The sequence below is a fragment of the Streptomyces sp. NPDC047002 genome (assembly GCF_040704505.1).
Classification (GTDB): Bacteria; Actinomycetota; Actinomycetes; order Streptomycetales; family Streptomycetaceae; genus Streptomyces.
Map to the genome: position 1 here is coordinate 315,483 of NZ_JBEYWC010000002.1, position 12,294 is coordinate 327,776.

A 12,294-nucleotide genomic window follows, 5' to 3' on the forward strand; every position below is an offset into this window, starting at 1 on the left:
GACACCCGACCGAAAGCGAAGCCTCCGTGGACATCAAGACCGCATCCGCGCTCCACCGACTCCGCCTCGTCTCGGCGCCCGAGGCGGTGTCCTTCCTGCTGCTGCTCGTCTGCTCGGTGCTCAAGCGCACCACGGACTTCAACGCGGTGCCCGCGATGGGCATGATCCACGGGATCCTGTTCATCCTCTACGTGCTGTTCTGGCTCGACGCCTGGCGCTGCGCCCGCTGGAAGCTGCCCACGGCCGCCCTCTACTTCATCCTCTCCGTGCTGCCCACCGGCGGCTTCTTCGCCGAGCGCAGGCTCAAGCGCGCCTCCGAGGACATGGTCATCGCCGCGCGGGCCCGTCGCGAGGGGACGGTCAACGCATGATCGTCGCCTTCTCCGTCTCGCCCCTCGGCGTCGGCGACGACGTCGGCTCCTATGTCGCGGACGCCGTCAGGGTGGTGCGCGAGTCCGGGCTGCCGAACCGTACGGACGCCATGTTCACCTCGGTCGAGGGGGAGTGGGACGAGGTGATGGACGTAGTCAAGCGGGCGGTCGCGGCCGTCGAGGCGCGCTGCTCGCGGGTCTCGCTCGTCCTCAAGGCCGACATCCGCGAGGGCGTGACGGACGGCCTGACCGCCAAGGTGGAGACCGTGGAGCGCCACCTGCGCGCGGACGGCGCCGGCACCTGACCCTGCGCGGTCCCGCCCGGGCGCACCGGGTGCCAGCCGTACGAAGGAACGGGGAGCGGAAAGCTCCCCACTCGGACGACTCCAGTCGACACGCCGGGTGCTGTCCCTTTTTGTGGGGGTATCACCTCGATCGTCGGCTGGAGGACACACGTGCGGCCGCAGGGCTACGACTACGCATCCCACAGCACGCTCGCCGGTCCCCTCCAGGACCCGGGCCCGTCCGGCGCCTACCAGGTCCGCTACCGGGGCCTGCTGGCGCAGGAGCCGCGGCGGGTGCGGGCCGTCCTGCTGATGACGCTCGCGCCGCTGCTCTCCGCGGTGCTGCTGTGCTACCTGGTCTGGCCGAGCCACCGCACCGAGCGGGACGGCGGCGACCGCCGGCTGATCGCCTTCGACCACGTGATGCTCGTGTCGATCGGCTGCATCGCCTTCTTCATGCTCGTCAACGTCGCCTCGATCGCGCACGCCACGCTGACCGCGCGCGACCCGGTGCCCGTCACCCCCGAGCCCGGCACCCGGGTCGCCTTCCTCACCACGTACGTCCCCGGCAAGGAGCCGCTCGCGATGGTGCGGGCCACGCTGGAGGGCGCCGTGCGGCTGCGGCACGAAGGCCCGCTCGACGTGTGGCTGCTCGACGAGGGCGACGACGACGCGGCCAGGCTGCTCTGCGCGGAGCTCGGTGTGCGCCACTTCAGCCGCAGGGGCGTGCCGGAGTGGAACCGCTCCAAGGGCGTGCACCGGGCGCGCACCAAGCACGGCAACTACAACGCCTGGCTCGCGATGCACGGCGACGCCTACGAGTTCTTCGCCAGCGTCGACACCGACCACGTGCCGGTGCCCGGCTTCCTTGAGCGGATGCTCGGCTACTTCCGCGACCCCGACGTGGCCTTCGTGGTCGGCCCCCAGGTCTACGGCAACTACGACTCGCCCGTCACCAAGGCCGCCGAGTCCCAGCAGTACCTCTTCCACGCGCTGATCCAGCGCGCGGGCAACCGCTACCACGCGCCCATGTTCGTCGGCACCAACAACGTCGTGCGGATCAGCGCGCTGCGGCAGGCCGGCGGGCTCTACGACTCGATCACCGAGGACATGGCCACCGGGTTCGAGATCCACCGCAGGCGCAACCCGGACACCGGCAGGTTCTGGCGGTCCGTCTACACCCCCGACGTGCTCGCCGTCGGCGAGGGCCCGGCGTCCTGGACGGACTTCTTCACCCAGCAGCTGCGCTGGTCGCGCGGGACGTACGAGACGCTGCTCAGGCAGTACTGGAAGGCGCCCTTCCGGATGCCGCCCGGGCGGCTGCTCAGCTACACGCTGATGCTCGTCTACTACCCGATGACCGCGGTCAACTGGTTCCTCGGCATCCTCAGTTCGGTGCTCTTCCTCTGGCTCGGCGCCTCCGGCACCCAGGTCTCCTCCGAGGTGTGGCTGATGCTCTACAGCGACGCTGCGGCCCTCCAGGTCGGCCTCTACCTGTGGAACAGGCGCCACAACGTCTCGCCCCACGAGCCCGAGGGCTCCGGCGGCCTCGCGGGGATGGCGATGTCCGCGCTCTCCGCCCCCGTCTACCTGCGCTCGCTGGCCTCCGCCGTGCTGCGCACCAGGGGCCGGTTCGTGGTCACGCCCAAGGGCGGCGAGGCGAGCCCCGACCGGCCCGCGACGTTCCGGCTGCACCTGTTCTGGGCCGCGGTGCTCGCCTCCTCGCTCGTCGCCTCCGCCGTGTTCGGCCACACCCACGCCGCCATGCGGACCTGGGCGTTCCTCGCGCTCGCGGTCTCGCTCGCGCCGGTCGCGGTCTGGCTGTGGACCGACAGGCGCGAGCGGATCGCGGCCCGCATCGGCCGGCTGCTGCCGCGCGCCGCCGCCGCGGCGGGCACCGCGCAGGCGGCGCGGGAACGGCCCGTGGCGCCGAGCGGCGCCACCACCTTCCACGCGACCCCGCTGCGGACGACCCTCACCACCGCCGCGACGCTGCCCGCGGCCGAGGCGGCGGGCGGCCCCGGCGCCGCGCACGCATCCACCCCGAGCCCGACAGGAGGCAACTGACCCATGGCCAAGCGGTTCGGACGGCCGGGAGGACTCAGGCCGCGCAACCTCAAGAAGTCGCTCATCGGCGGCGGCGCCCTGGTGGTGCTCGCCGGGCTGAACGCCCCGGCCGCGCTCTCCTTCGCGGGCCACCAGTACCACCAGTACAAGATCTCGCAGCCCGGCTACAAGGCGCGCTACGGCTCCTGGCAGATGCTGGACGTGCCGGACAAGTACCGGGTCAACGCCATCCACGCGGCGCTCCTGCACACCGGCAAGGTGCTGATCGTCGCGGGCTCGGGCAACAACCAGAAGCACTTCGACAAGGGCACCTTCGACACGATCCTGTGGGACCCGGCCAAGAGCACCTTCCGGAAGATCCCGACGCCCAGCGACCTGTTCTGCTCGGGCCACGCCGCGCTGCCCGACGGCCGGCTGCTCGTCGCCGGCGGCACCGCGCGCTACGAGGTGCTCGACGGCAAGGTCAAGAAGGCCGGCGGCGCCATGCGCATCAAGAACGAGAGCCCCGACCGCGCCCGCACCTTCCCCAGGGGCACCCGCCTGATGTCGCCCTCCGGCGTCGAGTACGCCACCACGCAGGCCGTCACCGTGCCCAAGGCGAAGCGCTCCTTCCGTATCTCGTACGCCGAGGGCGGCCGGATGCTGCCGTGGAAGACGAAGATCACCGCCGGGGAGGCGCGGGTCTTCGTCGAGGCCGTCCACAAGGGCCCGCAGGGCCTGACGACGCAGGCCGCGCAGTACGAGATCGAGGGCCTCAGGGGCAGGGACGCCGACAACCTCTACGGCCTCGCCGCCAAGCTCACCACCGAGAAGCAGGACTTCCAGGGCATCAGGGAGGCGTACGAGTTCGACCCCGAACAGGAGCGCTACGTACCGGTCCAGTCGATGAAGAACGCCCGCTGGTACCCGACCCTGGTGGGCCTCGACGACGGCCGGGTCCTGGCCGTCTCCGGCCTCGACGACGTCGGCGCCGTGCAGACCGGCGCCAACGAGATCTACGACCCCCGCTCCAAGACCTGGACCAAGGGGCCCACCCGCTACTTCCCCACGTACCCCGCGCTCTTCCTCACCAAGGGCGGCAAGCTGTTCTACTCGGGCTCCAACGCGGGCTACGGCCCCGCGGACAAGGGCAGGCAGCCCGGCCTGTGGGACCTGCGGACCAACACCTTCACCAAGGTGGGAGGCCTGAGCGACCCGGACACGACCGAGACGTCCGCCTCGCTGATGCTGCCGCCGGCCCAGGACCAGAAGGTGATGCTGCTCGGCGGCGGCGGGGTCGGCGAGTCCGCCAGGTCCACGGCGCGCACCGGCATCGTCGACCTGAAGCAGGACGACCCGCGCTTTCGCGAGGGCCCGCGGCTGCCGCAGGGCACCCGCTACCTGAGCAGCGTGCTGCTCCCCGACGACAGCGTCTTCACCACCGGCGGCTCCTCCGACTACCGGGGGCGGGGCGCGAGCGACATCCTCAAGGCCCAGTTCTACGACGCCGGATCCAACAGCTTCCGGCCCGCGGCCGACCCGACCGTGGGCCGCGACTACCACTCGGAGGCGCTGCTGCTGCCGGACGGCCGGGTGGTGACCTTCGGCTCCGACCCGCTGTACGGGAACGCCGACAACACCAAGCTCGGCACCTTCGAGCAGCGCGTCGAGGTCTACACCCCGCCCTACCTCCAGGGCGGCAAGGAGGCCGACAGGCCGGTGCTCGGCGCGGGCCCGCGCGAGCCGGACGCCGACGGCACGGCGACCTTCCGCGCGCCGAAGCCGGGCTCCCTCGTCACGGCGCGCCTCATGCGGCCGAGCGCGGTCACCCACACCACCGACGTCGAGCAGCGCTCCATCGACCTCACCATGAAGCGGAGTGCGCACGCGGTGACCGTGCGGGTACCGGGGGACCGCACGCTGGTGCCGCCCGGCTGGTACATGCTGTTCTTCACCGACGCGCGGGGCGTGCCGTCGCAGGCCAAGTGGATCCGTGTGCCGCAGGGCGCGGGGCAGCGCTGAGGCGGGCGCAGGAGCCCCGCAGGCCCGGGGCGCGGCGCCCCGGGCTCAGCCCGCGGCCCTGCGGGCCAGGCCGAGCGCGTACTCCGGCCACCAGGACCCGGCGGGCGGGCCGCCCCTGCAGGTGCCGTCCGAGTCGCCCGGCCGCTTGATCCACAGATAGGCGTCGAGCCGCGCGTCGCCCGTGTCGGCGCCCGGCGCCTTGCCGAGCGCGCGGCCCGGCGGGTTGCACCACGCCTCGGCGCGGCCGCCGGGCAGCGGCCCCGCGCCGTTGCGGCTGGTGTCCATCACGAAGTGCGCCCCGCCGAGTTCCCCCGAGAGCCGGTCGCCGTAGCGCTTGACGGCGTCGTCGCGCTGGAAGTTGGAGACGTTGAGGGAGAAGCCGTCGGCCTGTGCGACGCCCGCGCGGCGCAGCGCGCCCGCCATCCGCGCCGTGTCGGTGACCCAGGCGGGGTTGCCCGCGTCCAGGTAGACCCGGGTGTGCGGCTGCCGTTTGAGGCGCGCCACGGCCGCGGAGAGCAGCCCGTACCGCTCGTCCTGGTACTCCGGGGGCGTGCAGCCGTCCGCCAGGTGCGGCAGCGCGTCGGGTTCGAGCACGACCAGCGCGGGCGCGTCGCCGACGGCGCGGGCGAAGGAGTCGATCCAGTCCGTGTACGCCTGCGCGGAGGCGGCGCCGCCCGCCGAGTACCTGCCGCAGTCGCGGTGCGGGATGTTGTACGCGACGAGCAGGACGGTCCGCCGGTGCGGCGCGGCCGCGCGCACCGCGCGCCGGATCTCGGGCCCCGGGTCGGCGCCCGCGGGCCAGCCGGCGACCGGCCGCTCGGCGATCCGCTTCAGCGCCTTCGCGTCGGCGGCCCGCCCGTGCGCCTGCCAGTCGCGCACCTGCCGGGCGGCGTCGCTGTCCGGGTCGACCCAGTAGGGGGAGGCGGCGAAGGGCGCCGACTCGCCGCCGACGGCCGAGGCGCGCGCCTGTCTGTCGGGCCCGCCGTCCGAGCAGGCCGTCGCGGCCGTCGCGAGGGCGAGGGCGAGGGCGGGCGTGAGGAGGCGGGCGCGTGCGGCGGTGCGGGGGCTGCCGGGCATGGGGCATATCGTGACATGGGCCTCATTACGTACGGGTGTGCGCCACGCGCGGCGCGTCCCCGTACGGCGTCCGGGGGCCAGGAGCCCGGCGGGGAGGAGCGCCGGGACGCCGCGCGGCGAGCGGGCATATCATCCCTCGGTAGGCTCGGACCTGTGCCGAAGCCGTTGAGCCTTCCCTTCGACCCGATCGCCCGCGCGGACGACCTCTGGCAGCAGCGCTGGGGACCCGTCCCCTCGATGAGCGCCATCACGTCCATCATGCGGGCACAGCAGATCCTCCTCGCCGAGGTCGACGCCGTCGTCAAGCCGTACGGACTGACCTTCGCGCGCTACGAGGCGCTCGTCCTGCTCACCTTCTCCAGAGCGGGCGAGCTGCCGATGTCGAAGATCGGCGAGCGGCTGATGGTCCACCCCACGTCCGTCACCAACACCGTCGACCGGCTGGTGCGGGCCGGCTTCGTCGCCAAGCGCCCCAACCCCAACGACGGCAGGGGCACCCTCGCCTCCATCACCGACGCGGGGCGCGAGGTCGTGGAGGCCGCCTCCCGCGACCTCATGGACATGGACTTCGGGCTCGGCGTCTACGACGCGGAGGAGTGCGCCGAGATCTTCGCCATGCTGCGCCCGCTGCGCCTCGCGGCCGAGGACTTCGAGGAGCGCAGGCCCACCGCGCGGCGGGGCGACGAGTGGTGACCCGCGCGAAGACCGCCCGGATCGCGCGCCTAAGCTCTGGGGCATGAAACGAAGCGTGCTGACCCGCTACCGGGTGATGGCGTACGTCACCGGTGTGCTGCTCATCCTGCTCACCCTCGGGGTCATCGCCAAGTACGTGCTCGACATCAACGGGGCCGCGGCCTTCGTGGAGATCGTCGGCATCGCGCACGGCTGGCTCTACATCGTCTACCTCGTCTTCGCCTTCGACCTCGGCTCCAAGGCGAGGTACCCGGTGCTGCGCCAGCTCTGGGTGCTGCTCGCCGGGACGATCCCGACGGCCGCGTTCTTCGTCGAGCGCCGGGTCTCCCGCGAGCTGGAGGCCAAGGTCGTCGACCCGGCGCCGGTCGCGGCGAAGGTCTGAGGGCCCGCCGGGGCGGCCGGCCCCAGCGAGCCCGGCCCGCCGCTCCCGGGTCCCGCGCCATCCCGGCGCGGTTCTCCATGGACGGATAGTTGGACGTCCTAGTAAATTCGACCGTATGGACGCTGACGCGATCGACGAGGGCCGCAGCCGCTGGCAGGCCCGCTACGACAGGGCCCGCAAGCGCGACGCGGACTTCTCCACGCTGTCCGGGGACGCGGTGGAGCCCGTGTACGGGCCCAGGCCCGGCGACACCTACGACGGCTTCGAGCGGATCGGCTGGCCGGGGGAGTACCCCTTCACCCGCGGCCTGTACCCCACCGGCTACCGCGGCCGCACCTGGACCATCCGCCAGTTCGCCGGCTTCGGCAACGCGCGCCAGACCAACGAGCGCTACCGGACCATCCTCGCCAACGGCGGCGGCGGGCTCTCCGTCGCCTTCGACATGCCGACGCTGATGGGCCGCGACTCCGACGACCCGCGCTCGCTCGGCGAGGTCGGCCACTGCGGCGTCGCGATCGACTCGGCCGCCGACATGGAGGTCCTCTTCGACGGCATCCCGCTCGGCGACGTCACCACCTCGATGACGATCAGCGGCCCCGCCGTCCCGGTCTTCTGCATGTACCTCGTCGCGGCCGAGCGCCAGGGCGTCGACCCCGCCGTGCTCAACGGCACGCTCCAGACGGACATCTTCAAGGAGTACATCGCCCAGAAGGAGTGGCTGTTCCAGCCGGAGCCGCACCTGCGCCTCATCGGCGACCTGATGGAGCACTGCGCCGCCGGGATCCCCGCGTACAAGCCGCTCTCCGTCTCCGGCTACCACATCCGCGAGGCCGGTGCGACGGCCGCGCAGGAGCTGGCCTACACGCTGGCCGACGGCTTCGGCTACGTCGAGCTCGGCATCGCGCGCGGCCTCGACGTGGACGTCTTCGCGCCGGGACTCTCCTTCTTCTTCGACGCGCACGTCGACTTCTTCGAGGAGATCGCCAAGTTCCGCGCCGCCCGCCGGATCTGGGCGCGCCACCTGCGCGACGCGTACGGCGCGAAGACCGACAAGGCGCAGTGGCTGCGCTTCCACACGCAGACCGCCGGCGTCTCGCTCACCGCGCAGCAGCCGTACAACAACGTGGTGCGCACCGCGGTCGAGGCGCTCGCCGCGGTGCTCGGCGGCACCAACTCGCTGCACACCAACGCCCTCGACGAGACCCTCGCGCTCCCCAGCGAGCAGGCCGCCGAGATCGCTCTGCGCACCCAGCAGGTGCTGATGGAGGAGACCGGCGTCGCCAACGTGGCCGACCCGCTCGGCGGCTCCTGGTTCGTGGAGCAGCTGACCGACCGGATCGAGGCCGACGCGGAGAAGATCTTCGAGCAGATCCTCGAACGCGGCAGGCGCGCCCACCCCGACGGGCGGCACCCGGTAGGACCGATGACCTCGGGCATCCTGCGCGGCATCGAGGACGGCTGGTTCACCGGCGAGATCGCCGAGTCCGCCTTCCGCTACCAGAGCGCGCTGGAGAAGGGCGACAAGCGGGTCGTCGGCGTCAACGCCCACACCGGCTCCGTCACCGGCGACCTGGAGATCCTGCGGGTCAGCCACGAGGTCGAGCGCGACCAGGTCGCGGCGCTCGCCGAGCGCAGGGCCGCGCGGGACGACGCGAAGGTCACCGCGGCGCTCGGCGCGCTGCTCGACGCGGCGCGCGGCGGCACCAACATGATCCCCTCCATGCTCGACGCCGTACGCGCCGAGGCCACGCTCGGCGAGATCTGCGACGCCCTGCGCGAGGAGTGGGGCACCTACACGGAACCCCCCGGCTTCTGACCCGCGCGACCGGGCGTCCCGCGGCTCCGGGCGCACCGGCCGCACGGCCGTCCGCTTTCCCCACGTCTCGCTGTTCGCGCGCGTCTTCGACGTGCCGCGGCGCGAGCGCGCGGCGCGGGTCGCGGTCGACCCCGCCGACGCGGCCGACCGCATCGCCAAGCCGTACTCCGGCGGCATGATCCGCCGCCTCCTCGCCGCCGGCGCGCCTCGCGCGGTGAGCCGCGGGGGACGCGGGGCGTCAGGTCCCTGCGCCCGGCGCCCGCTGGGCCGTGAGCCCGGTGAGGATCAGCTGCGTGAGCCGGTGGGCCCAGTCGGCGTCCACCGGCTCCGCGCTGACCAGGGTGCGGTGCACCACGGCGCCCGCCACCACGTCGAAGACCAGGTCCGTGTCGCGGGCCGCCGCCTCGGGATCGGGCGGCGGAGGCAGCTCGCCGCGCTCCTCCGCGCGCCGCCGCCCCGCCGTCACCAGCCGCTTCTGCCGGTCCACGATCGTGGTCCTGATCCGGCCGCGCAGCTCCTCGTCCCTGGTCGCCTCGGCGATCACGGCCATCAGCGCCGTCTTGGCCTCCGGCCGGTCGAGCAGCGCCCCGAACTGCCGTACGACGGACTCCACGTCCGCCGACAGGGTGCCGAGGTCGGGCAGTTCGAGCTCGTCGAAGAGGACCGCGACCGCGTCCACCACCAGTTCGTTGCGGCCGGGCCAACGCCGGTAGAGCGTCGTCTTGGCGACGCCCGCGCGGGCCGCCACGTCGCCCATCGTCAGCCTGGACCAGCCCACCTCGACGAGCGCCTGCCGGGTCGCCGCGAGGATCGCCGCGTCCGCCCCGGGGCTGCGGGGGCGGCCGGTGCGCCCCTGGTGCATACCTACGGGGCCGGGACGGGTAGACATGCGGCGACCCTACCGGCCGCTGTGAGCCAGGTCATGCGGCGATCCGCACCGCGACCGGCCAGGGCCAGTTACGCTACGAGTCGTAGCGAAAGACTCCTGCCGGAGTCCGAGCGACAGCCACCGGCGCCTGGTGGGGACCGGGCGCCACAGCGGGACGGGCGGAGCGCCGTGGGGGCGCGCCGCCCGGCGACGCGTGCCGCAGCGGGCACGTTTCTGAACAGCGCGCGGAAGGGGGAGGATGTACTCATGCAGCCTAGGAACATGTCCATGAGCGGCGTCGTCGACCTCGCCGCTGTGAAGGCGGCCAACGAGGCCAAGGCCAAGGCGGAGCAGGCCCGCGCCGACGCCGCCCGGCAGGGCGGGAGCGCCGCGGTGCCGCCGTCCGCCCTGGTGATCGACGTCGATGAGGCGGGGTTCGAGCGCGACGTGCTCCAGCGCTCGGCCGAGGCGCCCGTCGTCATCGACTTCTGGGCCGAGTGGTGCGAGCCCTGCAAGCAGCTCAGCCCGGTGCTCGAGCGGCTCGCGCACGAGTACAACGGCCGCTTCGTGCTGGCCAAGATCGACGTGGACGCCAACCAGACGCTGATGCAGCAGTTCGGCATCCAGGGCATCCCCGCCGTCTTCGCCGTGGTCGCGGGCCAGGCGCTTCCGCTGTTCCAGGGCGCGGCGCCCGAGGCGCAGATCCGCGAGACGCTCGACCAGCTCGTCCAGGTCGGCGAGGAGCGCTTCGGCCTCACCGGCATCGTCGTGGACGGCGAGGCGGCCCCGGAGCAGGCGGAGGCCGCGGCGCCGCCGCCCGGGCCGTACGACGCGCTGCTCGAAGCGGCCGTCCAGGCGCTCGACGCGGGCGACTTCCCCGGCGCTGTGCAGGCGTACCGCACGGTGCTCTCCGAGGACCCCGGCAACACCGAGGCCGCGCTCGGTCTCGCCCAGGCCGAGCTGCTGAGCCGGGTCGGCGGCCTCGACCCGCAGCGGGCCAGGCAGGACGCGGCCGACAAGCCGGCCGACGTGGACGCCCAGCTGGCGGTGGCCGACCTCGACCTGGCCGGCGGGCATGTCGAGGACGCGTTCGCCCGGCTGGTCGACGCGGTGCGCCGCACGGCAGGCGACGACCGGGAGAAGGCGCGGCTGCGGCTGCTCGACCTGTTCGAGGTCGTCGGCTCCGACGACCCGAGGGTGGCGTCCGCGCGCGCGGCGCTCGCCCGCGTGCTGTTCTGAGCGGCCGCCCCCGCGGGACGCGCAACGGGCGTCCTGTCGCGGGCGCATGGCGGCTCCGACCGCCGAGGCGCCTGCGACGGGACGGCAGTTGACGGTCGCGTGTGACGGATGTGGCGGTGGCGTGCCCTCCGGAAAGCCCTATTCCGCTTTGCTGGTGCGGATTTGGCGACATGGCGACGGCCGCCACCCTTCTTTGCCAAGACTTGACCTATGGTGCCGCTGTTACTCCCAGTAAACCGGCCGTCCCGATCTGCCCCTTTTTGGCGGAGTATCCGGGCAGTCGCTCCCTCGCTCGGCGCCACTGAGCGTGTCCGGTCGACTCCGCCCTGTGCGGGCTGCGCGACCTGTTCGTTACCCGCTGGTAACGAGACCCTTGTGTCGTGGCGCGTAATGCACCAGCATCATCGACGCTCGGTCCAACACCGCACCGGACGCGGCGACCAGTCGTGTCCGGGGGCCGGTTGGGTCCCCACCGAGCGGGTCGGCAGGCTCCTGGCCACCGGCTCCCGGACAGGGGGGAACCCGCCCCGACAGGCGGGGCCTGTCCGTAGGTTGCGCGCCAGCGCGGCCAGTGGTTGTCGCTCGGGGGTGATCGACCGGTGGATCGGCGCGGCTCGCGTACGACACAGCGGGCGCTCTCCTTCCCGGGGACGTAGCACTTCTCCCCATCCCATGGCGGTCCCCACGTCCGCGTGGCGATGTACGTCCGAGAAGGAGGAAACACATGGAGTCCCCAGTGCGTGGTGGGACCAGATGGAAGCGCTTCGCCGTGGTCATGGTGCCGAGCGTGGCCGCGACCGCAGCGATCGGCGTGGCCCTGTCGCAGGGGGCGCTCGCCGCGTCCTTCAGCGTCTCGGGGCAGGATTTCAAGGTCAAGGCCGACCGGCTCGACGGCACGGGCTTCACCCAGTACGCCGCCGTCGACTACGGGGCGTCCGAGAACGGCAAGAAGGCCAGCCACCCGGTCGCGGTCAACGGCTTCAAGTCGGCGAAGATCACGAACCTCTGCCAGTCGGTGGTCACGCCGATCCCCGGGTTCGGCGACGTCACCATGACGCTGAGCGCTGGCAAGGCCGCGGGCAACCCGGTCACGGCGACCAACCTGTACATCGACCTGGACGACCTGAGCACCACTACCGCGACGTTCAACAACATCAACATCGGCCAGTCGGCCGGGTCGACGAACGACGGTAAGCACGCCGGGGTGGCCCCCGGCGACCGGGACAAGGTCGCGGGCGACTCGTTCGCGCAGGACGCGGACAGCGCGGTCCTGACGGGTGTGAAGCAGACCGCCTGGGCCACCACCGCCGGCACGTTCAACCTCAGCGGGCTGCACATGGCGCTGGCATCGGGTGACAAGGGGTGCTACTAGGCGCTCCCGTCCGGGTCGGGCCGGTTGCGGACCCGGCGTGACCCGGACCGGAGGCCCGGGGCACCTGCCGACGGGCGGGGCGGGCGGCGCACGGGACGGGAGTCCCGCGCGGACCGCGCGCCCC

Annotated in this window: 11 protein-coding genes; 9 read left to right on the forward strand and 2 right to left on the reverse strand. The window is 72.8% G+C overall.

The features are described 5' to 3' along the window. Window positions 1-26 precede the first annotated feature (26 nt). From AB0910_RS04345 to AB0910_RS04360, 4 genes are all read left to right on the forward strand, one after another. A complete protein-coding gene (locus tag AB0910_RS04345; RefSeq protein ID WP_366742984.1) occupies window positions 27-371 on the forward strand; it encodes a DUF3817 domain-containing protein in 345 nt (114 codons plus the stop codon). Further along, on the forward strand, window positions 368-676 hold the full coding sequence (locus AB0910_RS04350; RefSeq protein ID WP_366742985.1) for an MTH1187 family thiamine-binding protein: 309 nt from the start codon (window positions 368-370) through the stop codon (window positions 674-676). The genes AB0910_RS04345 and AB0910_RS04350 overlap by 4 nt, the downstream gene beginning before the upstream one ends. A 150-nt stretch (window positions 677-826) precedes the next feature. Beyond that, entirely contained in the window at window positions 827-2,722 is a 1,896-nt protein-coding gene (locus AB0910_RS04355; RefSeq protein WP_366742986.1) for a cellulose synthase catalytic subunit, read from the forward strand. 3 nt (window positions 2,723-2,725) lie between these two features. Further along, window positions 2,726-4,723 carry a galactose oxidase-like domain-containing protein gene (locus AB0910_RS04360; protein ID WP_366742987.1) on the forward strand — a complete coding sequence of 666 codons (1,998 nt, stop codon included), beginning with the start codon at window positions 2,726-2,728 and terminating at the stop codon, window positions 4,721-4,723. Between the two features lie 45 nt (window positions 4,724-4,768). Here AB0910_RS04360 and AB0910_RS04365 read toward each other — a convergent pair whose 3' ends face one another. Continuing rightward, on the reverse strand, window positions 4,769-5,800 hold the full coding sequence (locus AB0910_RS04365) for a glycoside hydrolase family 6 protein (protein ID WP_366742988.1): 1,032 nt from the start codon (window positions 5,798-5,800) through the stop codon (window positions 4,769-4,771). A 153-nt stretch (window positions 5,801-5,953) separates the two neighbouring features. Here AB0910_RS04365 and AB0910_RS04370 point away from each other — a divergent pair, with 153 nt between their 5' ends. From AB0910_RS04370 to AB0910_RS04380, 3 genes are all read left to right on the forward strand, one after another. Beyond that, entirely contained in the window at window positions 5,954-6,493 is a 540-nt protein-coding gene (locus AB0910_RS04370; protein ID WP_366742989.1) for a MarR family transcriptional regulator, read from the forward strand. 43 nt (window positions 6,494-6,536) lie between these two features. Beyond that, complete coding sequence (locus AB0910_RS04375) at window positions 6,537-6,875, forward strand: DUF3817 domain-containing protein (RefSeq protein WP_366742990.1); 339 nt, start codon at window positions 6,537-6,539, stop codon at window positions 6,873-6,875. 115 nt (window positions 6,876-6,990) lie between these two features. Continuing rightward, on the forward strand, window positions 6,991-8,691 hold the full coding sequence (locus AB0910_RS04380; RefSeq protein WP_366742991.1) for a methylmalonyl-CoA mutase family protein: 1,701 nt from the start codon (window positions 6,991-6,993) through the stop codon (window positions 8,689-8,691). 238 nt (window positions 8,692-8,929) lie between these two features. Here AB0910_RS04380 and AB0910_RS04385 read toward each other — a convergent pair whose 3' ends face one another. Further along, window positions 8,930-9,580, reverse strand: a complete 651-nt coding sequence (locus tag AB0910_RS04385; protein WP_366742993.1) for a TetR/AcrR family transcriptional regulator — start codon at window positions 9,578-9,580, stop codon at window positions 8,930-8,932. A 246-nt stretch (window positions 9,581-9,826) separates the two neighbouring features. On the opposite strand from AB0910_RS04385, the gene AB0910_RS04390 reads away from it, so the two are divergent. Both AB0910_RS04390 and AB0910_RS04395 read left to right on the forward strand, forming a co-directional pair. Beyond that, window positions 9,827-10,798 (forward strand): tetratricopeptide repeat protein, encoded by a 972-nt coding sequence (locus tag AB0910_RS04390; protein ID WP_366742994.1) that lies wholly within the window; start codon window positions 9,827-9,829, stop codon window positions 10,796-10,798. Window positions 10,799-11,522: 724 nt separating this feature from the next. Further along, window positions 11,523-12,170, forward strand: a complete 648-nt coding sequence (locus AB0910_RS04395) for a DUF6230 family protein (RefSeq protein WP_366742995.1) — start codon at window positions 11,523-11,525, stop codon at window positions 12,168-12,170. The last annotated feature ends 124 nt before the right edge of the window (window positions 12,171-12,294 follow it).